This window comes from Bacillus sp. FSL W8-0116, from assembly GCF_038003825.1.
GTDB lineage: Bacteria > Bacillota > Bacilli > Bacillales > DSM-4216 > Bacillus_O > Bacillus_O smithii.
Genome location: NZ_JBBOPY010000001.1, coordinates 150,135 through 174,003, shown reverse-complemented (window position 1 = coordinate 174,003; position 23,869 = coordinate 150,135). Strand labels below are relative to the sequence as shown.

The following is a 23,869-nucleotide window of genomic DNA, read 5'->3' as shown; positions in this document are numbered from 1 at the left end:
CAACGGGGAAGGTGAGAAAGATGAAATCCATTTGTGTATTTTGTGGTTCAAACTATGGGAATGACATGGAGTTTAGGCAAGCAGCCAGAGAGCTTGGAAAGTTCCTTGCCAATAAAAAAATATCCCTGATTTACGGTGGAGGGAAGGCGGGGCTAATGGGGGAAATTGCAGATGCTGTCTTAAGCCATAAAGGCCATGTTATTGGGATCATACCTAAGTTTTTAAAAGATAAGGAACTAGCACATGAAAATATAAGTGAACTCTTTATTGTAGACACAATGCATACACGCAAAGCGAAAATGTATGAGTTAGCAGATGGATTTATTGTCATGCCTGGAGGTTATGGAACTTATGAAGAACTTTTTGAAGTGCTCTCTTGGTTGCAAATAGGCATACATAATAAGCCAATTGCTCTGCTTAATGTCAATGGTTTCTTCGATCCTCTCATAAAAATGTTAGAACATACTGTCGATAAAGGTTTTGCAAAGCCTGAAAATCTAAAGTTAATTATAAGTGCTGGCAATGTGGATACTCTTTATCAATTGATGGAGAATTTCAAACCTAATTTAGTAAATAAATGGACATGATACCTCTGGTTCCTGATGGCAAATCGACCTGTATCATTTTCAAGATAGCGAAAGAGTTTTTGCAACTCCTGCAAGTTCATATATACAGGTAGTTTATTATCAATCTTCGGGGTTTCGATACCAACCATGAAATCATTCATCAACAGGTTTTCGCGTGTACAGTACTTCGTAAACGATTTTAAACAAGAGATTTTTCGGTGAATCGTTCTAGGTTTCATATTTTCTTTTGTAACTTGTTCTTGGATAAAACGTCGCACGAGAGTTTTATGAATGTCATCCAATTCAAGGGATCGATGATGCTTTACCAAAAAATCTTCAAAGGTCTTAAGATCAAAAGAATAACCAGCAACAGTGTTTTTCGAATAGTTTTTTTCAATTTCTAGATACAGTAAAAATTCATCAATAGCTTCTTGCAGCAACATCTAAATAACACCTCCAGTGATAATAAACGAATATTGATAACAAGTTCAAAAGATGATGATTATCGTCTAAAAAATAGATAATTCGTTTAACAAAAAACTGACGAAAAATTATGAGGAACCTGAATCCGTGATGAATTGAAATCGACTTTGATTTTGTTGTAATTTTGATGGATTGATAATCCATAAAACCCTTTTTATGCTTATGACCTATGTCATCTCCTATTTCCGAAAATGGAACAAATCTCTTTTTTAGGTATACGAACCAAAAAAATAGACAAAAAAGCACAGGGAGTGACGTTGGACATCAGTGCCCGAACATTCGTTCGTTATCTTACCTCTCTCCATTTCTGATAGACGTTCAGTAGGGGCTCGCTATAGCCACTCCTTCGCGTCAGTTTCATCCAGATCTGTCGTGATCGACGGACGAGTCGCCCTGCCATCGTGATCACCGTCTGAATAATCGTCTTGATGCGGCGGCGTTTCACTTTGTGGTGCAACGGATGTCTCGGATCGCTTAATAGATCTTGTCCAATCAGACGAAGAAGATTGTAAACGAAGGCTCCCATGACCAACACGAGCGCATTCGTTTTCATCTTCCCAGATGGAAGCCGCTCTAAATCTAAGTCGCTCTTCAGTTCGCTATGAAACTGTTCGCATGTCGCATGGTCATGATACAACGCGAGCACATCGCTCATTCGAACATGCTCGTATCCTTTGAGCCGCACCCAATAGCTTTCCACTTCATAATCAGGAACGAGCATCAGCTGTCCATTGCGTTCCATCGTCCGTTCCGTCACTTGGGTGACTTGAACGTACGTATACGTGTTTCCATCGATCGCTGCCTTCTGTGGAAGGCATAGCTCATAGGTTTGTACTCCTTCGCTTTGTCCATCATCGACACGTTTGCCCTTTTGCGAAGCGATCTGGAACCAAAGCGCTTTCGATTCTCGGCGTAAGTTTCGCTTGATGACAAAGTCCACGTCTTCCTTTAGGCATACGTGCACATTCGCTTCTGCATCGTTTCCTGCATCCATGCGAACAAGCAGACGAGATGAAGTCAGTTGACGAGCTCGACGGATAGCGGTGACTAAAAACGAGGGCATGTTGTCTTGCACATGTTGTTTCCCTGGACGCAACTCGGCATGAACGAGATACCCTTCCTTCCCTGCATACGCAAACAACGGTGTAAAACCGTCAAATCCTTTATACGTTCGACTGACTCCTTCTTTTTTCGTATCGGAGTTGTCAAATGGGGAACCATCTATATCAAGGGGAAGCCATGTCGTCTTTCCTTTGGTCCAACAAGGGGACAAAGTGGCATGTCGTTGAATCAACAGACGTATGGACTCCTCCCAAAGAATCGTTTCGGTCATCGGAAGACAAGCGAGCTGATCGAGTCGTTGTCGCAAGGTTGGAGAGGAAGGCACGTGCTGAATCCCCATCGATGCCGAAAAGATATCGTCCTGACGATACGCTTCGATATGATCGAAATCCGTTTTTCCTGTGGCAAGCAAGCCAATCATCGAGCGAATGACATCGCTATGGGAAATGTGCACTTCTCGACGAACCGTTGGAAGCCGAAGTGCGTTTACCCGTTTATCCAGTTTCGTTCGATGGAGTAAGTAGCCAACGAGAGCAAGCCCAGCACTTGGGGTAATCGCTTCATCTGTCAATACAAACCGAATCGGGAAATCTTTCATCACATCACCTACTTGATGAAGAATCGTCAACGTCGTTTTTCCTTATCGTATCAACGGTTTGCGACCATTGTAAAGATGTTTTGTCACGGATTCAGGATGAGGAACTTAAGAGAGAAAGTACCTAATAATTGTTTTTATAGGAACTTGAAGGGAAGGACCCCTAACATTACGAAGAAATAAGTTAGTTTACATAATATATATTATAGGAAGTTAAGGGTAAATTGTCTCATAATATAAGTATACTTTTTACATTGAGACAAAATAAAAATTTTGAAACGCTGATCTTAATTTTCATTTCAACCAATTATAAATCTTTCGGTATTCATTTTGAACGTCTGATCGAAATGAATTCTATATGATCCTGTAAAGTCATTCATCGTGTAATGTTTTCATTCTGCATCGATCGATTATGATAATAATTTTATAATGTTGCTTTTTGGCTTAAACATCTCACAAATTAAATCGATCTATTTTCGCATCCGTCATTCTGTTTTATAAACCTATATTTACCATTTAGAATGAAAGAATTGTAAGAAATTATTTTAGTCTATTCCATTCAATATTTCAGTGCAAACGCTATTTCTACAATTTATAATTCATTTTTCATTTATCCTCCTCCCTATTTTCCACCTAAAAGTCGTTCTGATGCTGCTGTTGCAGAGGACTCACCACTTGGTATTAGTTATATAAGATGGATATTTGAGATCATGCGGAGATATTCACTGGAATGATCCCCTTCTACTTTCGCACAGCATGAAACGCTTAAATTTCAATTTAACTGCTTCAAAACAGTTGCCTAACTATCCTTCTTTCTTTTTGCTTCGACCTTCCATCTTGTCAGTGTTTTTTCATATCCTTTTTTGAAACCATTTGGCCTTTCGTTCGTAAAGAAAGTAAGGAGGCGATTGGATGCTAAAAAAATTTTTAAAAAGAATTTTAGACTCCTCTGCTTACCGTCACCATTCCCATTATAACAGCGACGACAGCAGGAAATGGGAAAGAAGACACTCTTCCCACTACGGTCACCATTACTATAAGAAAAAATGGAAATCGAGCGGATTTTTCTTCCGTTCACATAGCAGCTAATAAAGTCGGATGCGTATGAAGAAGTGGATAGACTTATTCGAAAGGGCCTTAAAAGTCGGAACCGTTCTCAACAATCGTTATGAAATCGTTCGATTGTTGGGTAAAGGAGGATATGGGCTGGTGTATGAAGCTCTTGACAACTCACTTGGCCAAAAAGTGGTTGTCAAACAATTAAGGAAGCGAAGAGCAAAATCCCAAAAGGATTGTCTCGCTTTTGAAAATGAAGCTGCCATATTGAAGTCTCTTTCCCATCCGGCTTTTCCTTCCTACATCGATTCTTTTCAAGATCAGACCGGAAAATTTATAGTGATGGAAAAATTGGACGGATACTCATTTGAAGAACTTATTTTTCAACAAAAAAAGGAATTTGATCATGACGATTCTTTGCTGATCTTATTAGAAGTGTTAAAACTTGTTCATTTTTTGCATTGCCAAGGGATTATACACCGCGATTTGCGGATCTCCAATATCCTGATGAACAACGATCAGCTGTTGATTATTGATTTTGGTTTAGCACGTCGAATAGGAGATCGTGATGATTTCAATGAGAAAAATTTCAAACATGTCGCACGATGTTCCTTCTCGTTTCAAGAAGATCTAATGGCACTTGGCCATTTTGTTCTTTTTTTGCTGTATTCAACCTATAAGCCTGTTTCCATCAGGGAAAAGAGCTGGGAAGAAGAGTTGAAGTTGCCTAGAAAAACTAAAGAGGTCATTCGAAAAATGCTTCATATCAGCCCTCCTTATGATTCTGTGGAACAAGTGATAGAAGATGTCCAAAACATCCTGTTTTCAAGTCCAAATCAGCGAGAAATAAAACCCATAATCGTTGCTCAAAATGGATAACGTGTAGCTGATTGTGGTTTCGATTGTTTGTTCCAATTCATGTTATGAACCATGATAAAAGAATGAAAGAAAAGAGCGTGTTTAAATCATCTTTTTTATAACACGCTCTTATAATATTAGAACTATATCACCCTATGTATAACATCTTCTCCTAAGCGTTCATTTATTAGTTAAAGGGACTCTTCAATTCTATCCAACCATTCCTTTACTAGTTCCATACAACCACTCATTAAACGATGGTCAGGAGAATAACCATGCATCATGATAATCGGTTTACCTTCCCCTAAATCTTCATAATAGATTTCAGCTTGCCGAACTTTACAATAGGTCATATCTCATCCTTCTTTCTTCCATTTTGAAAAATCGCTTAATTGACATAATATTTATTCGCTTTTTTCGTCTTAAACTCCTGGTTCCTTTACTATTGCTTAAAAAACATCCGATTTTTTTCATTTTCGCGATGATGAATACTATTTTTGTATTCTTAACCAATCATTTTTTCAAATAAAATGAACAACACGCCTGCTGATAACAGGCGTGTATGATAGTTTTGAAGGTTTTCTATTCGACATGAATCTTTTTAAGGTTTTTAGTGAAACGGCTGTTTTGGGCCGCTAAATTTCGATGTTTTTTCATCACAAACAGTACGCTTAAAGCCCATACAAGGAAAACGGCGATATTAGCAAAAGTAATCCACGAATCAGATAAATTTCCTGATTTTAATAATGTTTGCAAATTCGAATAAATGATCATTCCACCAACAAGGACACCTAGCAAATGGGAAGGAATGATTTTTATTAAAAATGCGGCGATCGGTGCGGCAATCAGGCCTCCAATCATTAAGGCCAATGTCCAGATCCAGTTGATTTCATTCGCTCCTAGCGAAAGAAGAAATCCTATGCTTGAAGCAAGTGATACAGCGAATTCGCTTGTATCCACTGAACCGATCACTTTCCTCGGTTCCAGATCCTTTTTAGATAACAATGTCGGGGTTGCTATCGGTCCCCAGCCTCCGCCGCCAGTTGCATCGAAAAATCCGGCGATAAACCCTAAAGGAATGAACAGTTTCTTGGACACTTTTTTTCCTTCAGCCTTTTCATTCTGACTGGATCGGAAAATAAAGCGAAATATAATATACACCCCTAAAAGTAGAAGAAAAATGGAGATGTACGGCTTTAACACGTCTCCCGGAAGATTACTTAATACGGTAGCACCTAGGAAAGCCCCGATGGATCCAGGGATAATTAATTTCAAGACGATTTCTTTGTCGATGTTTCCGAAACGTATATGAGAAATGCCGGACGCTGCCGTTGTCACCACTTCTGCCAAATGAACAGAAGCGGAGGCTGCAGCCGGAGCGATGCCATACAATAACAGCAAGGAAGTGGATGTTAAACCATAACCCATTCCAAGCGATCCGTCTACTAATTGTGCCGCTAAACCTACTAATGCAAGTACGATTAATTTTTGCATTATTGTTCCTCCATTCAAACACAAACAAACCAATCATAATAGATCGTGATTCCATACAGATTCCAGTTGCTCTCTAAACCGTTGCTGTTCTTTGGTTGAAGATAGATAAATGGGGTCTACCGCTTTTTTCAGCCATTTTCTTTTTTCTTGCGGATCTGATATATGCTGTTTGATTGTTTCCCTGATTTCAAATAAAAATTCTAAGTAAGATTCATAGCGCTCATCATATTGCTCGGCTATTTGGTTTTTAATCTGTTTAGCCAAAGTGGGACTGGCTCCTCCTGTTGATACACCGATGACTAATTTTCCACGATTGAATGATGCCGGGATCGTGCAATTTCCTTTTTGGGGATCCGTTGTATTGACCACAAGCTGATGAGGTTTGGCCGAATTGGCTATTTGATCATTTACGATTTTGGAATTGGTAGCAGCAATGACGAAAAAAGCGTCTTTATAATCCTCATATTCAATCGACTTTTGAATAAGCGTCACCTTTTTTTCATTTGCCAGCTCCACGATCCTATGGTGAAAAGTAGGGCTCACAACATGAACATGAACGTGATATTTTAGCAAATGTTGAATCTTGTGGTAGGCGACATGACCGCCGCCCGCTACAACGATTTTTTTATCCGATAAATCAACCATAATAGGAAACATGGATTTCCCCCATTTTCAACGCATTTTTCACTCGATCTTGGACAGCTTCTTTCAGCAAAGGATCATATCCTAAATAACGGCATAAGATGACATCCTTTTCTGTATCGAGATCACGAATTTTCTTTTCCATCCCTTTCATTAAGAGTCCGGTAAATAACAAATATGGGAGTACAAAAATTTGTTTAAGTTGAGATTCATTGACCATCTCTTCCAAAGCTTCTTCAAAGCTTGGAGACGCCCCAGTTAGATAAGAAGTTTTCACATAAAAATACTCAGTTTTTTGTTTGAATCGACGAGCAAGTTCGTTAAAATCAAGCTGCATATCCTTGTCTTTGCTGCCGCGTGCTACAAGCAATACTCCTGCATGGTCCTTAATCGGAACTCCTGTTTCTTTGATTCTATTTTTTAATATTTCAGACACACTTTTATGTACGCCAATCGGTTCTCCATACAGGATCGTCACAGAAGGATAAGAAACTTGCAGCTGCAGCAAGATTTTAGGAATATCGGTTTTCACGTGTCCTGCCGCAAAGAGGAGAATGGGAATGATATATACTTCGTCAGCCCCTTTTTCAATGCAGCGTAAAAAAGCGTCTTTGATGGTAGGCCGGGCCAATTCAAGAAATGCAATTTCTTGAATTGGGATGGATATCTCTTTTTGAACTTGTCGAACAAATTCAATCGCTTGTTCGCATCCTTTTTTGACCCGGCTTCCATGGCAAATATATAGGACGGCTTTCATACGGATTCCCCCATTAAAATGAACGGCTCGGTTTTTTCAAACCAACTCAGCTTCTCCTGCAGCTTTACCACTTCCCCAATCACAATCATGCTTGGATTTTCCACCTTTTCTCGACGAACTACATCAACGATGGTTTCCAACGTACCTGTTACAGTCCGCTGCTGGGAGGTAGTTCCCCAATGAACTAGAGCAACTGGGGTATTTTTCGGTTTGCCGAATTTCAGCAATTGTTCTTGAATGTACGGAAGATTGCTGACTCCCATATATATGGCCAGTGTATCGATTCCTTTTGCCAGAGCTTCCCATTTCAAGTCTTCATGGGTTCCTTCCTTGCGATGTCCAGCCACAAAAGCAAAACTGCCGCTATACTCCCGATGGGTGACAGGAATTCCGGCATAAGCCGGGGCAGCGATTCCTGATGTTATGCCAGGCACTACTTCAAATGGAATTCCATTATTTACCAAAAATTCTGCTTCCTCCCCGCCTCTTCCAAACACAAAGGGATCGCCTCCTTTTAACCGCGTCACTGTTTTCCCTGCTTTTGCATGTTTTACTAGAATGTGATTAATCGTTTCTTGCTGGAGATGGTGATGTTTCGGCAATTTGCCGCAGAAAATCAGAGTAGCTCCCTGTTTGGCATGATCCAACAATGCGGGATTTATAAGGCGGTCGTATAAAATCACGTCCGCCTCTTGAATGGCTTTTAGACCTTTTAATGTAATTAATTCTGGATCGCCTGGGCCGGCTCCCACCAGGAACACTTTTCCCAACGTTCTCAACTCCTATCAATATTTTGCGTATTGATCATGATCGGTTCCAATGACAAATCCGCCGTCATTTCTCAGTTTCTTTTTTTCATATAACACAATTTCTTCAATGGGTGGTAAGGTTAAATAAAATTTTTCCAATTCTATTTCAACTAATTCAAATGCCCGTTCGTCATTGTCAGCCGCAATGATGACAGGTATCATTTGCTGATCCTCCGTGATGACTTCAAAACGATATAGAGTCATAGTTTTCCTCTTTCTTCTCAAGCTGTTAAGGCCAAATTGCTTAATATACGATCCAACTCTTCTTGGAGTGGTTCTATCCCCACTCGTTTGAAGTATTCAAAAAACGTTTCGCCTTCCAATTTGGTCTTGCTGAAATAGGTTAAGAATTCTTTTAATACAAACGGCAGATGTTCGCCGTCGATTCTTCCTTTTAATTTTTGGTTAAATTGGCCGCCATTCAACAATGTTCCGCCCACATTGATTTCAAATGCTTGCACCATTTTCTTTTCTTTATTTTTCATTAAAACTCCTTGCAAGCCGATATCAGCAATTTGCCGCTGGCCGCAAGAGTTAGGGCAGCCCACCATATTGATGCGAACCGGAACATCCACATCCACTTCCTTGTCAAGAAATGCGGCAAGCCGTCTCATTCTTTCTTTTGTCTCAGTCAAAGCTAAATTACAAAATTCAATGCCTGTGCATGAAATGGCATAAGCGGTGAAACGCGGTGGACGTATCGAGAATTTCTCCAGAATAGGTTCTTTAAGCAAAGCATCTACATTTTCAGTCGGAACATTGGCAATAATCAAATTTTGCGAACCACATGTCCGGACTTCTCCGTTTCCATATTTTTTCGCCAGCCGAGCCAATTCTAATGCATCTTCTACTTGCAGTCTTCCCACTGGAATATTCAAACCGACGTAATGCAGTCCTTCTTGTTTTTGTGGATGAACTCCGTAAAAATAGCTAGCATTCCATCCTTTTGTCAGATCAGTTCCTGCTTCTGGAAGCGGACCGGTAAGTTCTAACAATTTTTCTTTGAATTTTTCCGGACCCCAATCCGCCACTAAAAATTTCAAGCGTGCATGATTTCGTCTTTCCCGATAACCGTAATCACGGAAAATGGTCAGAACGCCTTTTACAACATCTTTTACTTTTTCAGGCAGTACAAAGATATCGAGTGGAACAGCTAGTTTTGGCACCGCGGACAACCCGCCGCCAACTTTTAGATGGAACCCTATCTTTTCCTCTCCGTCGATGACTTTTTTGGCTGGAACGAATGCACAGTCATTGATTTCTGCTTGTCCGGAATTATAAACATTAGCGTTGATTGAAATTTTAAACTTTCGAGGCAGGTTGGAAAAATCTTCGTTGCCGGTCAGAAATTCATGTACTTCTTGAACGATCGGACGAGTATCCAATACTTCGTCTTTATCAATGCCTGCCAACGGATTTCCGAGAATATTCCGAGGAACATCACCGCAGGCGAAAGTGCTGGTCAATCCCACTTTATTCAAGCGATCAAAAATTTCCGGAATGTTTTCAATTCTCAACCAATGAAATTGGACGGCTTGGCGAGTTGTAATATCAAAAAAGTTTCGTCCAAAATCTTTTGCAATGCCCGCCAAAGTTTCTAACTGTTCATTGTTTAGTATTCCAGTCGGCACTTTTACCCTCATCATAAAATAGCCGTCTTCTTTCGGACGTTGCAAATAAAGCCCCGCCCATTTAAATGCACCCCATTCTTCTTTTGGAATGGATGAGAAACCGTGTTCCGCATAGTATGGAATATCATTAAAAATTTCCAAACCGTCTTTTTCCAGTTTCCGAAGTTCATCCTTATTCAATTTGGGATTATCCTTCCACACTTTTTCATAACTCATAGAAATTCCTCCTCCTTTAGATCCAATTTCTTTCTTTTATATAGGACAAAAGCTGTTCCGCGCATTCTTCGATTGAAAACCGATCGGTCTCCAATACGATTTCAGGCGATTCAGGCTCTTCATAGGGAGAAGAGATACCTGTGAAATCTGAAATCTCTCCTTTACGCGCCTTTTTATAAAGTCCTTTTGGATCACGTTCTTCGCATTGGCTGAGGGGACATTTGACATACACTTCAATAAATTCATCTTCTTCGAGCAATTTTCTGACCGTTTCACGATCTTCACGAAATGGGGAAATAAAAGCAGTAAATACCATTTGCCCACTATCTACAAATAATTTGGCGACTTCTCCAATTCGGCGAATGTTTTCTTTGCGATCTTGTTCCGAAAATCCGAGGTCTTTGTTTAAACCGTGGCGGATATTGTCCCCATCTAACACATAAGTCTGCACCCCTAATTCATGAAGTTTTTTGGCGACGCGGTTGGCGATCGTGGATTTTCCTGATCCCGACAGCCCTGTAAACCAGAATACAGCGCTGTGATGCCCATTCCGTTTCCGGCGTTCCTCTTTTTGCAAAGATGGTTCATGCCATACAATATTTTGTGCCATTCTATATTCCCCTTTTTGCTGACTCATTTATAATAGCTTTATACAAGTAGTGTTGAGATCTATTAATACTTTTTGATTGAACCCGCCGCCAACTCCCTATTTAAGAAGTCAACGGCTGGTTTTAGAAGCACTAGCGCTTTTTTATTGATGAACCGGCGCTTTTTCTTTTAAGCCTTTAATTAAAACTTCCACCACTTCCTTACGGCTAAAAGTGCTAGGCGGCACTTCTCCATTGCGGAGCATTTCCCTTACTTTTGTTCCTGATAATATGACATGGTGTTCTTTTCCATGCGGGCAAGTTTTCGTAGACGCCATGCTTTCACATTTCGTACAGTAAAAACTATGTTCAAAGAATAAGAGAGTAATATCAATTTCCTCCCGAGTAAATTGGTCAAATATTTTTTGAGCGTCATACGTACCGTAATAATTTCCGACTCCTGCATGGTCTCTCCCGACGATAAAATGCGTGCAGCCATAATTTTTTCGCACCATCGCGTGGAATACAGCTTCCCTTGGGCCGGCGTAGCGCATGGCTGCCGGGAATACGGCTAAAAACACACGGTCTTCAGGGTAATAATTTTTCAAAAGTACTTGGTAGCTTTCCATCCGGACATCAGCAGGGATGTCGTCTGCTTTTGTTTCCCCGACAAGCGGATTTAAAAAGAGGCCGTCCACAATTTCAAGAGCTGATTTCTGAATATATTCATGCGCCCGATGAACCGGATTTCTGGTTTGAAAGCCGACAACTTTTTTCCAGCCTTTTTCTGCGAAAATTCTTCTCGTTTCTGCCGGATCAAAATAAAATTCGCTAAATTGCGTTCTTTTAATTCTTTTGACTAGAACAATAGGACCTCCTACATAAACATTTCCGCGGCTGAACATTTTTTTCACACCCGGATGGGCTAGTTCCGTTGTTTTGTAAACCAATTCCGCCTCTTTTTGTTGATCTGGTTCATAAATATCTTTAATGGTGATCACACCATATGTAGCACCGTCAAAAGTAAGCCGAACCTGTTCCCCGATTTGTAGATCGGCTGCTTTTTCTTTTGTGACCGGCAGTGTAATGGGGATGCTCCAAACAATGCCGTTGGAGAGCCTCATCGTTTCGACTACGCTGTTGTAATCTTTTTCTTCTAGGAATCCTGTTAAAGGACTATAGGCTCCTGTCGCGATTAATTCAAGATCGCTTAAAGCAGTGGCATCCAGCTCAATTTCTTTTTCAATGCCTTCGAATGGATATTCTGGATTGTACGCTTGAATTAGAACTCCTCCGTGCGGTTTTATTTCGGTCATGTAGAGGATCCTCCTTATTTTATATATTTAATCAGTCTACTTGGTTTAGTGATTTTAAGAGGGCAGATGTAAACCGCATTCCGTTTTTCCGGTGCCTTTCCATCTTCCGGCCCGTAAATCCTCTAAATCAAATACAGGAGAGGTGCAAGGCTGGCATCCGATGCTTGGATATCCTTGATCGTGCAAAGGATGGTAAGGCAGCTCTTCATTATACGCATACCGCCAAATTTCTTTCCAAGTCCAATGAATCAATGGGCAAATCTTAATTTTGCCAAATTTTTTATCAAGGTTTATGTAATTCGTGTGTTTTCTTGTTTCTGATTGTTCCCTTCTCAAGCCTGAGATCCATGCTTCCACAGGTTCGAGAACACTTTTTAGCGGAACAATTTTGCGGAGATGGCAGCACAAATTCGGATCTTTTTTCCATAATTCTTCGCCGTATTGTTCACTTTGCTGCTGTAGCGTTAATTCCGGCTTTTGCATGACGATGTTCAGTTCCGGATAACGTTCTCTCGCTTTATCAATGGTTTCGTATGTTTCTTGAAAGTGCAGTCCTGTGTCTAAGAAAACGACGGTCGCTTTTGGATTGATTTTATAGATCAAGTCCACAAGTACACTTCCTTCTATTCCAAAACTGCACGAATAGACAATTTTTTCTCCATAATGGTCATAGGCCCATTCCAGAACTTCTAATGCCCCTTTTGTTTCACTCTTTTCATCAAATTCCGGTAGTTGAAAATGATCCCACGTGTCAAACGTTAATAATTCGCTCAAAATACCCCTTCTTTCTATACCACTCATTGGTGTTCCTGTTTAGAGGCTGATGGTAAAATGAAAAAATCTTTCCATTTCAGGAAAGAATCAATAGGTACCATATCATTCATACCTTATCTCCCAAAATGGATACCATTTTGCTGGAATTGGCACCTTGCCTTCTTTTCAAGGCAGGTTGCCAGACTTCATTGGGCCAGGTCCCTCCGTCGTTCTTGATAAGTTTAATTGCTTTTTATTTTATCAGAAAGTTACTAAAAGTCAACGAATTTTTCCACAGTTTTTTGATAGGAATTTATAAATTTTGTAGAATCAGTTTGCCTTTTCGTTTAAATAAACTCATAGGCAGCAAGAAAAAAATTTAAAGAGAACAACTCTTTGCTGAAATGAAATTTTTCTTCCTTCTTAAATTGGGGGCATTGTATTTCCTGCATTGGAGTCATTGTTTTGCCACATCCATTGCTTGAAAGGATTAACTTCTTGATGGGGCGTTTGAAGATTTTACGGTGGAAAACGGTTTGGCATTAAAAAGTAGTACCTTCATGGAAGTAATCCGAAAAAGAGCGACATGTTTTAAAAAATGGATATAAATACCCATATTGTTTGTCTGATGATTTGTTCAAAACAATACAAATGAATTATTGTGCAAAAAAATCTCCCATCAAAATCTATTGATGGGAGATCCTTCTACTTTTGTTTTACAGCATTGATTTTACATATATTTCGCCATAGAAAAATCCATTATTCTGTACCGGACGGTTTTTCTGTCCATCCTTCTATGACTGTACCGCTTTCTGATTCGTCAATGGCAAAATTGCCATTTGAGTAGCGGTCATTCTCTCTTAATCCGGAAAGGGAAACCGTTTCTACGACTCCTTTTTCCGTTCGCAAATGAACGATGGAGTCATTTTCGGTGAGATCTAAATACGCAATTCGGTGCGGATGGGATTTTAATTCTCTTAATAAAACAAGGCCCCGTTTGGCTCTGGACATTTTTTCCATTTCATTCAATTTCATTTTTTTCACAGCTCCGCGCTGGGTTGCCACAAAAATATAAGGCTGTTCTCCGCGGACGAATACTTTTCCTCTGACCACATAATCATCTTCTTTTAAATTGATGCCTTTTACTCCGGCCGCTCTTGGTCCTACGGTATTAATTTCTTCTTCTTCAAACCATAGCCCATATCCCAACCTTGTAGCAATGAACACATCCATTTGGCCGTTTGTTAAAAACACATCGATTACTTCATCATTATCTTTTAAATTAATGGCCACAAGCGGACGTGAATAGCGCTGTGCTTTATACTGAGACAGTTCAGATTTTTTGGTCATGCCGTTTTTCGTGAAAAAGAGAAGATAGCCCTTTTCCTCAAAATTTTGGACCGCAATGGCTTGAATGATCTTTTCGTCTTTTCCTATGGCGATCAGGTTGGCAATATGCTGCCCCATTTCTTTCCAGCGAATATCAGGCAATTCGTGTACAGGAATATACAAATAATTCCCTTTGTTAGTGAACAAAAGCAGCACATCGGTGGTGCTCAATTCCGCTTGGAACAGCAATCGATCTGAATCTTTCATCGCCAAATCGGCACCGCTTGAAGCCGAGTAGGAACGAAGACTTGTTCTCTTAATATACCCTTCTTTCGTAACGGTTACCATGACGTCTTCAATAGCAACGGTCACTTCAGGATTGATTTTTATTTCTTCTATTTCTTTTTCAATGGTCGTCCGTCTTTCATCCCCATACCGCTTTTTCATTTCGATTAATTCCTTTTTAATAACGGACAATAGTTTCTTTTCGCTTTCCAATGTGGCCGTCAATTCGGTGATTTTCTTTTTCAAATCTTCCGCTTCTTTTTGCAAAGCAGTGACATCCGTATTGGTAAGGCGGTACAGTTGAAGGGAAACGATCGCTTCTGCTTGCGGTTCAGAGAATTCAAATCGATTCATTAAATTCAGCTTTGCGTCTTTTTTGTCTTTGGATTCTCTAATCACCGCAATCACTTCATCGAGTATGGACAGCGCTTTGATTAATCCTTCTACAATATGTTGTCTTTCCTTCGCTTTTTGCAAATCGTATTTTGAACGGTTCGTGACCACTTCTTTTTGATGGGCGATATAAGCGTCCAACAGGGCAGGCAAACTCATCAGTTTCGGCCGGCGCTCATGAATCGCCACCATGTTGAAGTGGTACGCAATTTGCAGATCGCTATTTTTATACAAATAGTTCAGAATTCCTTCTGCATTTGCTTCTTTTTTCAATTCAATGACGATCCGCATGCCCGTTCGATCGGTTTCATCCCGGACTTCGGCGATTCCTTCCACTTTTTTGTCAATACGAAACTCTTCAATCCGTTTGACAAGATTCGCTTTATTGACATCAAACGGAATTTCAGTTACCACAATTTGTTTGCGCCCGCCGCGAATCGTTTCTATTTCCGTTTTACCGCGTATCACAATTTTTCCTTTTCCTGTTTCATATGCTTTTTTGATTCCGTCAATTCCTTGTATAATGCCCCCGGTCGGGAAATCAGGACCCTTAATGACCTTCATCAAATCGTCTACGGTGCAATCAGGTTGATCCATTCGCATAATGACACCGTCAATAATTTCTCCTAAATGATGAGGCGGTATTTCTGTCGCATATCCAGCCGAAATACCCGTAGAACCGTTCACAAGCAAATTTGGAAATCTTGCCGGGAGGACGGTCGGTTCATATGCGGTATCATCAAAATTAGGCACAAAATCAACTGTTTTTTTATCAATGTCCCTCAGCAGCTCTGATGCGATCGCGGACAGTCTCGCTTCTGTATAACGCATTGCAGCCGGAGGGTCGCCGTCGATGCTTCCGTTGTTTCCTTGCATTTCGATCAGCAGGTTCCGTAATTTCCAGTCTTGGCTCATCCTGACCATGGCTTCGTAAACGGAGGAATCACCGTGCGGGTGGTAATTGCCAATGACATTACCTACCGTTTTAGCAGATTTTCGAAAAGCTTTGTCATGAGTATTCCCGTCGATCAGCATCGCGTACAATATACGCCTTTGTACAGGCTTTAAACCATCGCGGGCATCCGGCAGCGCCCGATCCTGAATAATGTATTTGCTATACCGGCCAAAACGGTCGCCCAACACTTCCTCAAGTGGTAAATCTTGAAAACGTTCTTCCATTGCCATCGACTATTCAACCTCCTCTCGATGGGACAGATTTTCATTTTCAAGCAGACTCACATCTTCTTCGAGGCCAAATGCCACATGATTTTCAATCCATTTGCGACGCGGCTCTACTTTATCTCCCATCAAGGTCGTCACTCGCCGTTCCGCCCGGGCGGCATCATCGATTCGAACCCGGACGAGCGTTCTTGTTTCGGGATTCATAGTCGTTTCCCACAGCTGGTCCGCATTCATTTCGCCAAGCCCTTTGTAGCGCTGAATCATATAACCTTTGCCGATTTTTTTAATGGCCGCTTGCAATTCCTTTTCCGTCCATGCGTATTCCACTATCTCTTTTTTCCCCGTTCCTTTGCTGACCTTGTACAAAGGAGGAAGCGCTATAAAAACTTTTCCCGCTTCAATTAATGGTCTCATATAGCGATAAAAGAACGTGAGAAGAAGTACTTGAATATGCGCTCCGTCCGTATCGGCATCCGTCATAATAATGACTTTGTCATAATTGGAGTCTTCTACCGAAAAATCAGGACCGACGCCGGCTCCAATGGCATGGATGATCGTATTGATTTCTTCATTTTTAAAAATATCCTGAAGCTTTGCCTTTTCCGTGTTGATCACTTTTCCCCGCAACGGAAGCACAGCCTGGAATCTCCGGTCGCGTCCTTGTTTTGCAGAGCCGCCCGCGGAATCCCCTTCCACCAAATACAATTCATTACGATTAGGATTTCGCGATTGGGCAGGTGTCAATTTTCCGGAAAGCATAGAATCTGATTTTTTTCGTTTTTTCCCGTTTCTCGCTTCTTCTCGCGCTTTTCTTGCTGCTTCTCTAGCCTGAGACGCTTTGATGGCTTTTTTGATCAACAAAGAACTGATATCAGGGTTTTCTTCTAAAAAGTAGGATAACTGTTCGGAAACAACGGCATCTACAGCGGAGCGAGCTTCGCTTGTTCCAAGTTTTCCTTTTGTTTGGCCTTCGAACTGAAGCAATTCTTCCGGGATCCGGACGGAAATGATAGCGGATAATCCTTCACGAACGTCAGAGCCTTCTAAATTTTTATCTTTTTCTTTTAATAAATTGACTTTTCTGGCGTAATCATTAAACACCCGCGTCATCGCCGTTTTTGCTCCGGCTTCGTGAGTTCCCCCGTCTTTTGTACGGACATTGTTGACGAAGGAAAGAACATTTTCCGAAAATCCGTCATGAAATTGAAAAGCAAACTCCACTTCGATTCCGTTTTGTTTTCCTTCAAAAAACGCGACAGGATGCAAAGGTTCTTTATCTTCGTTCAAATATTCTACAAATGCTTCAATGCCGTTTTCAAAATAGAACGTATCATGTTGATTATAACGTTCATCCCGTATATCGATCTTTAGCCCTTTTAGTAAAAAGGCACTTTCTCTTAGTCGTTCACATAAGATTTCATAATTGAACACAACCGTACTAAATATAGTCGGATCCGGTTTAAAGTGGATTTTTGTTCCTGTTTTCGTCGTTTTTCCGATTTTTTCTAAAGTCGTTTCCGGTTTTCCGCCATTTCGAAAGCGTTGTTCATAAATGAATCCGTCTCGCTGAATAGTCACAATCAGCCATTCCGATAAGGCATTGACCACGGAAGCGCCAACCCCATGCAAACCGCCGCTTGTTTTGTAGCCGCCTTGTCCGAATTTCCCCCCGGCGTGAAGTACCGTGAGAATGACTTCGGGAGTCGGCTTTCCAAGTTTATGCATTCCAGTCGGCATTCCACGACCGAAATCTTCCACACTAACCGAATTGTCTTTATGTATAACGACTCTAATTTCATCACCATAGCCAGACAATGCTTCATCCACCGCATTGTCGACAATTTCATACACCAAGTGATGCAATCCTTTCGAATCGGTTGATCCGATGTACATTCCTGGCCTTTTTCGAACCGCTTCCAAACCTTCTAATACTTGAATCGCATCCTCGTTATATTCCATTTGGTTCTTCTTATTTGCCACGAACATTCCCCTTTCAAAACAAAAACAAACAAACGTTCGCATTTTATTATAACATACATAATGGTAAATGAAAAATCCGTCCAAATAACCAAAACATCTTTTATTTGGTTTTGTACAGGTTCATTTTAACCATCCAAAAGCGTTCTCCATTCACGTTCAAAAGACACCTATGCACTATTTTACCTTTTCATGAAAAAAGCGCAAGAAAGGAAATGAAAAACTGTTTCACAGATACAGGGCCAGGCCTCATTATATGAGGACTGGCCCTTGCCCAGGTAGGTATGTTGTTTATTTTGTCATGGCATGCTCGATTTTAATACAGCGATTCATAATAACGGTGTAGCCTTTTTCTTTTAAATATCGGTACACTTCTTCATTTTCGATCCCTAATTGAGCCCAAAAAACAGGACAATCAATCTTTGTAAATTCTTCCGCAATTTCCGGCAATGCCTCCGATCGACGGAAAACATTCACAATGTCAACCGGCCCTTCAATATCCGTTAAAGAGTCGACCGCTTGAACACCCAACACTTCATCTACAGCTGGGTTTACGGGAATGATTTCATATCCTGCTTGTTGCATCGCTTCCGCTACTTCATAAGAGGGGCGATTCGGATTATTGCTTAGACCCACAACGGCAATTCTTTTGGCTTTTTTTAAAATTTCTCCAATTTCTTCTCGTGATGGATTCTCGATCATACTGTTTCCTCCTTTTTTAGCCTGCATGCAGCTTTTTATTCTATTCTATCTCTTCAATCTAAATCCTGCTCATCTGAAGCTTTTGCTTTTCATAAAAAAATCTTTTTTTATTGATCCCGACCATGATAAAATAGAGTGAAACTTCCAATTGGGGCGTCCTGTTCAGCGGGAAAAGGCATTGTTCAAAAATTTTTAGGCGTTCATCAACGATTGTATAGGAATTGGATATAAAGAAAATAAAAACCGATAACAACATAGTTCGGAAAAAGGGGCAATGACCAGAATGGAATATGTAGTCTTTATTTTAATAGCTTATCTGCTTGGTTCCATTCCATCTGGCTTGATTGTGGGAAAGATATTTTATGGTGTGGATATCCGCGAACATGGAAGCGGAAATTTAGGAGCAACCAACGCTTTCCGCACACTTGGAATAAAAGCAGGATCTGTCGTGATTATCGCTGATATCCTAAAAGGCACGCTCGCCACTTTGCTTCCAATCTGGTTCGGTGCAGACTTGCATCCTCTGATCGCAGGTATGGCAGCTGCCGTTGGGCACAGCTTTCCCGTTTTTGCCGGATTTCGAGGAGGAAAAGCAGTGGCTACATCAGGGGGAGTACTGCTGGCGTACGAGCCGGTCTTATTCCTATTATTAGTCGTAGCCTTTTTGATTAGCTTATACATATCCAAATATGTATCGCTTTCCTCCATCATCGTTTCCATAATCGCTGTGATCTATACTTTCTTTAAAGGGGATATCCCCTTGATCATTGTCGTATTGTTCTTGGCATCCTTTGTTATTTTCCGCCACCGAGCCAACGTCAAAAGAATTCTGAATAAAACCGAGCCAAAAATTAAATGGATGTGAAAAAAGAGGCTGGGACAAAACCCCCTCTAAAATGGAAACAGCCCATGAAATTTTGGAATGAAATTTCATGGGCTGTTCTTCATTTTTCAATAAAAAATAAGGACCTCTTCTGTTAAAATTAAGTTACCACCAAAACTAACAGAAAGAAGGGTCCTTATGTTTAAATATTATAACATGAATCAATTAGTTTTGCCTCTAGATTTAGAAATAAAATTACAAGAAAATGATATTGCCTTCCACATTCACCATTTAGTTGAAAGTATTCCAGATGAAGCCTTCCAGCCGTTTCTTCGAAATACAGGTTGTCCTGCTTATCATCCACGCATGATGCTAAAAATTATTTTGTGTGCCTATTCGCAGTCTGTCTTTTCAGGTCGAAAAATTGAAGCGCTATTAAAGGACAGTATACGAATGATGTGGTTGGCACAAGGATATGAACCAAGTTATCGGACGATCAATCGTTTTCGTGTGCATCCGGAAGTAAAAGAATTAATTCGTCAATGTTTTGTCCAATTCCGTTGCCAACTGGTGGAAGAAAAGTTAATCGATCAAGAAGCCATTTTTATCGATGGTACGAAGATTGAAGCGAATGCCAATAAATTTACTTTCGTATGGAAGAAATCCATTGAAAAATACAACCAAAACTTAATTGAAAAGTCCAATCAGTTATACAACGAACTATTAGAAAAAGAAATCATCCCTGAAATGGAGCGGGAAAATGAGGGAGAACTGTCCGTTGAAGAACTCGCTCAAATGGTGCAACAAGTCGATGAAGTCATTAAGGAATATGACCAAAAGATAGAAACATCGCCCGATGCCACAGAACGAAAAGCATTAAGAAGCGAACGAAAATATCCAAAACAAGCGTACAAACAATTAATAGACTTCATTCTACGAAAACAAAAATACCAAAAAGACTTGGACATCTTGGGGGAACGGAACAGTTATTCCAAAACAGATCAAGATGCAACGTTCATGCGAATGAAAGACGACTATATGAAAAACGGTCAATTGAAAGCTGGATACAATGTACAAATCGCAACAGAAGGTCAATACGCACTAGCTTATAGCATCTTTCCAAATCCTACTGATACACGCACATTAATTCCGTTCTTGAATAAGATAGAAAAGGATTATTTTCCGTTGCCAAAGTATATTGTCGCAGATGCTGGTTATGGTAGTGAACAAAACTATGAAGACATCCTTTCGAATCGAAAATGTGAGGCACTCATTCCATATACCATGTATGAGAAAGAACAAAAGAAGAAATATAAACAAAATCCATTTCATCCAGACAATTGGATGTACGACGAAGAAAGTGATACCTACATTTGTCCAAATCAGCAGCGAGTAACCTTCCGTTATCGTTCTGTACGTACAGATAAGACCGGTTTCAAACGAGAATTGAAAATCTATGAATGTGAAAACTGTTCAGGATGTCCATTTCGTTCATCATGTACAAAAGCAAAGGAAGGCAATCACCGAAAGGTCATGGTGAATGAAAAATGGGAACAACAAAAAGAATATGTAAGAGCGAAGCTTTCAGAAGAAAAAGCTGGTTCTATTTTCCATCAACGTAAAATAGACGTAGAACCAGTTTTTGGATTCTTGAAGGCTAATTTGCGTTTCACTCGATTTTCCGTTCGAGGAAAATCGAAAGTGGAAAATGAAATGGGCATTGCCTTAATGGCCGTGAATTTACGAAAATACACGGCCAACAAAGATCAACTAACCAAAAATAATGGGGATAAATGGAAAAAGGAGAATTTGAGTTGGCTCAAATTCTCCTTTTTCCTATCTAGAAGCTAGTTTTGTCCCAGCCTCTTTTTTTCTGGGAGTGCCATTACGACATTATATATCTACACAGAGGTAGAAGGAAACGGGTCAGCTTCGACGTGCTTATTGGTTGTTCTTTTTTGGACAAGGAAGGTAAACTAACTATGAGATAAGTATTGGATCTAATCCAAAACAAAACGAGGTGTATGAAAAATGAATATTCAGATATCCAAAAAGGCGATTGAGTGGTTTGAGGATGAAATTGGCGTGAAAAAAGGAGAATTCGTACGATTCTTTGCCCGTTACGGCGGGTCCAGTCCGCTTCATCAAGGATTTTCACTGGGAGTTTCAAAAGAAGAACCCATCCAGATTGGAGCCAAAGCAGAATATAATGGGGTTATATATTATGTAGATGAAAAAGACCTCTGGTTTTTCGACGAATATGATCTTTATGTGGATTATAGCGAAAAATTGGATGAACCGATTTATCAATACACGCCTCAATCGTAAAAAATTATGGGGCGGCCCCAAAAGAATTTTTTTAGAGACCGCCTTGGAAGAATTAACGGAAAACGTTGAACCTAAAGGCGAAAATGTCGAATATGGTCTGTCAATCCTTCTGATTGAAGGATTTCTTTTTGTTTTTCTCCAAGAAGATCAAAATGGGAGTAACCGTCTCGTCGAATGTGAATCCATTCTTTTTTCAACCCGTATTTATTCCCCCATTTGGCTAACTTTTCAAGGTCATTACACCCTACTTTCGTCACACTGTGACAATCAGGAAAGCGGCTGTCCAACCAAAAATGTGTTAAAAAAGCAATTTCGCCATTTTCAATTCGATGTTTCCAATTTAACAGTTCTTCCCTTTTGATTCCAAAAGCCATAACCGTCCCTCCTTGCCTACGGATATTGCTTGGACAGGCATTTTAGATCGTTCTCATGCTTCGTGTCGTTCGGGAATGTTCATTTTACAGCGAAATCGAAAGAACCTAATCTTTACAGAAACAGCATTCCATCGTAAAAGGAGACGTTTCCCCTTTTTCCGTTTCCGCGGTGTACCCGTATGTAATCATTTCGATTCATTTTTTTCCGAAATAAGCATGAACACTCTTACTTCAAGCCATTGATATTGTATCACATTACTCAATCATTCGCTTTTAAACAGCATCTGATGGCATAAGAAAAGGGCGACTCAAGTGAGTCAGCCCTAAATTTGTTATTCTGTTTGCTGATTGGAAGCTTCGTCTTTTATTTCATTCCGGAATCCCTCGATGCTTTGACGACGGCGTTCATTTTTTTCTTTAATTTTTTCTAATTGTTCTTCGGAATCTGTATAGGCCATTGATTCCTCTGCTCTTTCCATGTTTTCAATCGTATGATGAATCATGTTTTGCAATTTTTCTACATTGTCACTGCGGTCGTCTGGATTTGGACGATGATTGGTCATGAAACATCCTCCTTGTCGTCATATATTGAGAGCTGGATTTACTCGCCTTTCGTCTGGATCACTTGTGCGTGGTGTCCTGATTTGTCTTGCATTTTTTTGCCTTTGTTGCCTCCTGCTGCACGAGGCTGGGTGCCTAAATGATCCGGCACAAAATATTTGCTTTTTTTATGTGGATTGCTCATAAAAAAATTCCCCCTTGACATAAAGTTTCTCCTGTTCCGGGGGATTATAACGCAAAAATTTATTCCACTTTTTCCATTCGTCTCATTTCCAGTCGTGCCTCAAGCCTCTCCTCGATCTTATCCAATGCTTGTTGATCATGAAGAAGCGCCTGACGATTCTCTCTTACTAATTCATGAAAGGATCTTTTTCTGATTTTTCTCATTGTTTTCCCTCCGTTGTTAGAGCTATTGATTTTTAGTATGGCCAAGTGGAAGAAAGAGTATAAACAAATTTGCGAAATTTTTTATTATTTTAGCCAATTGATCATTTGCTGAAGCTGTAAATTTCCAATATGTTTATGGATGATCACTCCATTTTCATCAATGACATAAGTGGTCGGAATAGCCGCTACTTTATATGTTTCATTCACCTTGCTGTCTTGATCTAAAAGAATAGGGTACGATATGCCATATTTCCGGGCAAACTGTGAAATATTTGATTCAGGATCCATATTGACTGCCAACAATTCCACTGATCCTTTATTTTGTTCATAAAATCTCTGCAAAACCGGAATTTCTTCTTTACAAGGTGGACACCACGTAGCCCAAAAGTTGATGATAATCTTTTGTCCTTTTCGCTCTTTTAAGCGTATCCGATCACCCTTTAAAGTCGGCAGCGTAAAATCCGGTGCGTTTTCACCTATTTTTAAACCAGGAAGACGATCCCCTTTCTTTTCACGATGATCTTGTCTGCCTGTCTTTTCCATTAGATTGGATTGATTATTTCCTTCTCTCTTTGCATTTTGCGGAAATGGATCGGCTTTCAATTGCTGGCTCGCAACCATCAGCAGAAGACAAGCAATCAATAGGACTCCCCATTTTATTTTGATCATGCTGACACATTCCTTTCGAATATGCTTTGTCCTA

General features: G+C 40.2%; 25 protein-coding genes, 1 pseudogene and 1 riboswitch. Of the genes and pseudogenes, 6 read left to right on the top strand and 20 right to left on the bottom strand.

The window, feature by feature from the left end; translation table 11 throughout:
- Nucleotides 1–20 precede the first annotated feature (20 nt).
- Nucleotides 21–587, top strand: a complete 567-nt coding sequence (locus tag N1I86_RS00770; RefSeq protein ID WP_341094449.1) for an LOG family protein — start codon at nucleotides 21–23, stop codon at nucleotides 585–587.
- On the opposite strand, the gene N1I86_RS00765 is transcribed toward N1I86_RS00770, so the two are convergent.
- Nucleotides 539–1,009, bottom strand: a complete 471-nt coding sequence (locus tag N1I86_RS00765) for a site-specific integrase (RefSeq protein ID WP_341094446.1) — start codon at nucleotides 1,007–1,009, stop codon at nucleotides 539–541. The genes N1I86_RS00770 and N1I86_RS00765 overlap by 49 nt on opposite strands.
- A 326-nt stretch (nucleotides 1,010–1,335) precedes the next feature.
- The gene (locus tag N1I86_RS00760) at nucleotides 1,336–2,709 is read right to left on the bottom strand and encodes an IS1380-like element ISGsp2 family transposase (protein ID WP_339195758.1); all 1,374 of its coding nucleotides are present in this window, start codon (nucleotides 2,707–2,709) and stop codon (nucleotides 1,336–1,338) included.
- A 909-nt stretch (nucleotides 2,710–3,618) separates the two neighbouring features.
- On the opposite strand from N1I86_RS00760, the gene N1I86_RS00755 reads away from it, so the two are divergent.
- A complete protein-coding gene (locus N1I86_RS00755; RefSeq protein WP_341094444.1) occupies nucleotides 3,619–3,795 on the top strand; it encodes a hypothetical protein in 177 nt (58 codons plus the stop codon).
- Between the two features lie 15 nt (nucleotides 3,796–3,810).
- Nucleotides 3,811–4,641: a serine/threonine-protein kinase gene (locus N1I86_RS00750; protein ID WP_341094442.1), complete on the top strand. Its 831-nt coding sequence runs from the start codon at nucleotides 3,811–3,813 to the stop codon at nucleotides 4,639–4,641.
- 206 nt (nucleotides 4,642–4,847) lie between these two features.
- On the opposite strand, the pseudogene N1I86_RS00745 reads toward N1I86_RS00750, so the two are convergent.
- The 13 genes and pseudogenes from N1I86_RS00745 to N1I86_RS00685 all read right to left on the bottom strand — a co-directional run.
- Nucleotides 4,848–4,973 (bottom strand): annotated as a pseudogene (locus N1I86_RS00745) (alpha/beta hydrolase); the annotation flags it as partial.
- A gap of 229 nt (nucleotides 4,974–5,202) precedes the next feature.
- Nucleotides 5,203–6,114: a sulfite exporter TauE/SafE family protein gene (locus tag N1I86_RS00740; protein WP_341094440.1), complete on the bottom strand. Its 912-nt coding sequence runs from the start codon at nucleotides 6,112–6,114 to the stop codon at nucleotides 5,203–5,205.
- Nucleotides 6,115–6,147: 33 nt separating this feature from the next.
- Nucleotides 6,148–6,771 carry an NAD(P)-binding protein gene (locus N1I86_RS00735; protein ID WP_341029471.1) on the bottom strand — a complete coding sequence of 208 codons (624 nt, stop codon included), beginning with the start codon at nucleotides 6,769–6,771 and terminating at the stop codon, nucleotides 6,148–6,150.
- Complete coding sequence (locus N1I86_RS00730) at nucleotides 6,752–7,513, bottom strand: sirohydrochlorin chelatase (RefSeq protein ID WP_003352908.1); 762 nt, start codon at nucleotides 7,511–7,513, stop codon at nucleotides 6,752–6,754. The genes N1I86_RS00735 and N1I86_RS00730 overlap by 20 nt, the downstream gene beginning before the upstream one ends.
- Complete coding sequence (cobA, locus tag N1I86_RS00725; protein WP_341094437.1) at nucleotides 7,510–8,283, bottom strand: uroporphyrinogen-III C-methyltransferase; 774 nt, start codon at nucleotides 8,281–8,283, stop codon at nucleotides 7,510–7,512. The genes N1I86_RS00730 and cobA overlap by 4 nt, the downstream gene beginning before the upstream one ends.
- Nucleotides 8,284–8,298: 15 nt before the next feature.
- Nucleotides 8,299–8,526, bottom strand: a complete 228-nt coding sequence (locus tag N1I86_RS00720; RefSeq protein ID WP_003352910.1) for a DUF3906 family protein — start codon at nucleotides 8,524–8,526, stop codon at nucleotides 8,299–8,301.
- 17 nt (nucleotides 8,527–8,543) lie between these two features.
- A complete protein-coding gene (locus N1I86_RS00715; protein ID WP_341094434.1) occupies nucleotides 8,544–10,169 on the bottom strand; it encodes a nitrite/sulfite reductase in 1,626 nt (541 codons plus the stop codon).
- A gap of 16 nt (nucleotides 10,170–10,185) precedes the next feature.
- Nucleotides 10,186–10,779, bottom strand: coding sequence for an adenylyl-sulfate kinase (gene cysC / locus N1I86_RS00710; protein ID WP_003352912.1), 594 nt, complete (start codon nucleotides 10,777–10,779; stop codon nucleotides 10,186–10,188).
- Between the two features lie 141 nt (nucleotides 10,780–10,920).
- Nucleotides 10,921–12,072: a sulfate adenylyltransferase gene (sat, locus tag N1I86_RS00705; RefSeq protein ID WP_270583807.1), complete on the bottom strand. Its 1,152-nt coding sequence runs from the start codon at nucleotides 12,070–12,072 to the stop codon at nucleotides 10,921–10,923.
- A gap of 54 nt (nucleotides 12,073–12,126) precedes the next feature.
- Nucleotides 12,127–12,873: a phosphoadenylyl-sulfate reductase gene (locus N1I86_RS00700; protein WP_003352914.1), complete on the bottom strand. Its 747-nt coding sequence runs from the start codon at nucleotides 12,871–12,873 to the stop codon at nucleotides 12,127–12,129.
- Between the two features lie 83 nt (nucleotides 12,874–12,956).
- Nucleotides 12,957–13,068: riboswitch (SAM riboswitch) on the bottom strand.
- Between the two features lie 516 nt (nucleotides 13,069–13,584).
- Entirely contained in the window at nucleotides 13,585–16,017 is a 2,433-nt protein-coding gene (gene parC, locus N1I86_RS00695) for a DNA topoisomerase IV subunit A (protein ID WP_341094429.1), read from the bottom strand.
- A gap of 3 nt (nucleotides 16,018–16,020) precedes the next feature.
- A complete protein-coding gene (gene parE, locus N1I86_RS00690; RefSeq protein WP_341094427.1) occupies nucleotides 16,021–18,000 on the bottom strand; it encodes a DNA topoisomerase IV subunit B in 1,980 nt (659 codons plus the stop codon).
- Nucleotides 18,001–18,282: 282 nt separating this feature from the next.
- Nucleotides 18,283–18,693 (bottom strand): CoA-binding protein, encoded by a 411-nt coding sequence (locus tag N1I86_RS00685; protein WP_048623364.1) that lies wholly within the window; start codon nucleotides 18,691–18,693, stop codon nucleotides 18,283–18,285.
- A gap of 283 nt (nucleotides 18,694–18,976) precedes the next feature.
- On the opposite strand from N1I86_RS00685, the gene plsY reads away from it, so the two are divergent.
- The 3 genes from plsY (at nucleotide 18,977) to N1I86_RS00670 (ending at nucleotide 21,844) form a co-directional block, all read left to right on the top strand.
- Complete coding sequence (gene plsY / locus N1I86_RS00680; RefSeq protein WP_040340886.1) at nucleotides 18,977–19,558, top strand: glycerol-3-phosphate 1-O-acyltransferase PlsY; 582 nt, start codon at nucleotides 18,977–18,979, stop codon at nucleotides 19,556–19,558.
- A 156-nt stretch (nucleotides 19,559–19,714) separates the two neighbouring features.
- Complete coding sequence (locus N1I86_RS00675) at nucleotides 19,715–21,367, top strand: IS1182 family transposase (RefSeq protein WP_341094424.1); 1,653 nt, start codon at nucleotides 19,715–19,717, stop codon at nucleotides 21,365–21,367.
- A 180-nt stretch (nucleotides 21,368–21,547) separates the two neighbouring features.
- Nucleotides 21,548–21,844, top strand: a complete 297-nt coding sequence (locus N1I86_RS00670; protein WP_341094422.1) for a HesB/YadR/YfhF family protein — start codon at nucleotides 21,548–21,550, stop codon at nucleotides 21,842–21,844.
- Nucleotides 21,845–21,915: 71 nt separating this feature from the next.
- On the opposite strand, the gene N1I86_RS00665 is transcribed toward N1I86_RS00670, so the two are convergent.
- From N1I86_RS00665 to N1I86_RS00645, 5 genes are all read right to left on the bottom strand, one after another.
- Nucleotides 21,916–22,218, bottom strand: a complete 303-nt coding sequence (locus N1I86_RS00665; protein WP_003352921.1) for a hypothetical protein — start codon at nucleotides 22,216–22,218, stop codon at nucleotides 21,916–21,918.
- Nucleotides 22,219–22,550: 332 nt separating this feature from the next.
- Nucleotides 22,551–22,781, bottom strand: a complete 231-nt coding sequence (gene tlp, locus N1I86_RS00660) for a small acid-soluble spore protein Tlp (protein ID WP_003352922.1) — start codon at nucleotides 22,779–22,781, stop codon at nucleotides 22,551–22,553.
- A 38-nt stretch (nucleotides 22,782–22,819) separates the two neighbouring features.
- On the bottom strand, nucleotides 22,820–22,963 hold the full coding sequence (locus N1I86_RS00655) for an acid-soluble spore protein N (protein WP_040340887.1): 144 nt from the start codon (nucleotides 22,961–22,963) through the stop codon (nucleotides 22,820–22,822).
- A gap of 59 nt (nucleotides 22,964–23,022) precedes the next feature.
- On the bottom strand, nucleotides 23,023–23,166 hold the full coding sequence (locus N1I86_RS00650; protein WP_003352924.1) for an FbpB family small basic protein: 144 nt from the start codon (nucleotides 23,164–23,166) through the stop codon (nucleotides 23,023–23,025).
- Nucleotides 23,167–23,250: 84 nt separating this feature from the next.
- Nucleotides 23,251–23,835, bottom strand: a complete 585-nt coding sequence (locus N1I86_RS00645; RefSeq protein ID WP_341094418.1) for a peroxiredoxin family protein — start codon at nucleotides 23,833–23,835, stop codon at nucleotides 23,251–23,253.
- Nucleotides 23,836–23,869 lie beyond the last annotated feature (34 nt).

Coding starts and splice junctions, on each gene's coding strand:
- tlp (WP_003352922.1), bottom strand. CDS start 22,781: ATGACCAATCATCGTCCAAATCCAGACGACCGCAGTGACAATGTAGAA.
- cysC (WP_003352912.1), bottom strand. CDS start 10,779: ATGGCACAAAATATTGTATGGCATGAACCATCTTTGCAAAAAGAGGAA.
- N1I86_RS00770 (WP_341094449.1), top strand. CDS start 21: ATGAAATCCATTTGTGTATTTTGTGGTTCAAACTATGGGAATGACATG.
- N1I86_RS00715 (WP_341094434.1), bottom strand. CDS start 10,169: ATGAGTTATGAAAAAGTGTGGAAGGATAATCCCAAATTGAATAAGGAT.
- N1I86_RS00645 (WP_341094418.1), bottom strand. CDS start 23,835: ATGATCAAAATAAAATGGGGAGTCCTATTGATTGCTTGTCTTCTGCTG.
- N1I86_RS00760 (WP_339195758.1), bottom strand. CDS start 2,709: ATGAAAGATTTCCCGATTCGGTTTGTATTGACAGATGAAGCGATTACC.
- N1I86_RS00670 (WP_341094422.1), top strand. CDS start 21,548: ATGAATATTCAGATATCCAAAAAGGCGATTGAGTGGTTTGAGGATGAA.
- N1I86_RS00755 (WP_341094444.1), top strand. CDS start 3,619: ATGCTAAAAAAATTTTTAAAAAGAATTTTAGACTCCTCTGCTTACCGT.
- sat (WP_270583807.1), bottom strand. CDS start 12,072: ATGACCGAAATAAAACCGCACGGAGGAGTTCTAATTCAAGCGTACAAT.
- parE (WP_341094427.1), bottom strand. CDS start 18,000: ATGTTCGTGGCAAATAAGAAGAACCAAATGGAATATAACGAGGATGCG.
- N1I86_RS00735 (WP_341029471.1), bottom strand. CDS start 6,771: ATGTTTCCTATTATGGTTGATTTATCGGATAAAAAAATCGTTGTAGCG.
- N1I86_RS00750 (WP_341094442.1), top strand. CDS start 3,811: ATGAAGAAGTGGATAGACTTATTCGAAAGGGCCTTAAAAGTCGGAACC.
- N1I86_RS00685 (WP_048623364.1), bottom strand. CDS start 18,693: ATGATCGAGAATCCATCACGAGAAGAAATTGGAGAAATTTTAAAAAAA.
- N1I86_RS00650 (WP_003352924.1), bottom strand. CDS start 23,166: ATGAGAAAAATCAGAAAAAGATCCTTTCATGAATTAGTAAGAGAGAAT.
- N1I86_RS00675 (WP_341094424.1), top strand. CDS start 19,715: ATGTTTAAATATTATAACATGAATCAATTAGTTTTGCCTCTAGATTTA.
- plsY (WP_040340886.1), top strand. CDS start 18,977: ATGGAATATGTAGTCTTTATTTTAATAGCTTATCTGCTTGGTTCCATT.
- N1I86_RS00740 (WP_341094440.1), bottom strand. CDS start 6,114: ATGCAAAAATTAATCGTACTTGCATTAGTAGGTTTAGCGGCACAATTA.
- N1I86_RS00765 (WP_341094446.1), bottom strand. CDS start 1,009: ATGTTGCTGCAAGAAGCTATTGATGAATTTTTACTGTATCTAGAAATT.
- N1I86_RS00720 (WP_003352910.1), bottom strand. CDS start 8,526: ATGACTCTATATCGTTTTGAAGTCATCACGGAGGATCAGCAAATGATA.
- parC (WP_341094429.1), bottom strand. CDS start 16,017: ATGGCAATGGAAGAACGTTTTCAAGATTTACCACTTGAGGAAGTGTTG.
- N1I86_RS00700 (WP_003352914.1), bottom strand. CDS start 12,873: ATGAGTGGTATAGAAAGAAGGGGTATTTTGAGCGAATTATTAACGTTT.
- N1I86_RS00655 (WP_040340887.1), bottom strand. CDS start 22,963: ATGAGCAATCCACATAAAAAAAGCAAATATTTTGTGCCGGATCATTTA.
- N1I86_RS00665 (WP_003352921.1), bottom strand. CDS start 22,218: ATGGCTTTTGGAATCAAAAGGGAAGAACTGTTAAATTGGAAACATCGA.
- N1I86_RS00730 (WP_003352908.1), bottom strand. CDS start 7,513: ATGAAAGCCGTCCTATATATTTGCCATGGAAGCCGGGTCAAAAAAGGA.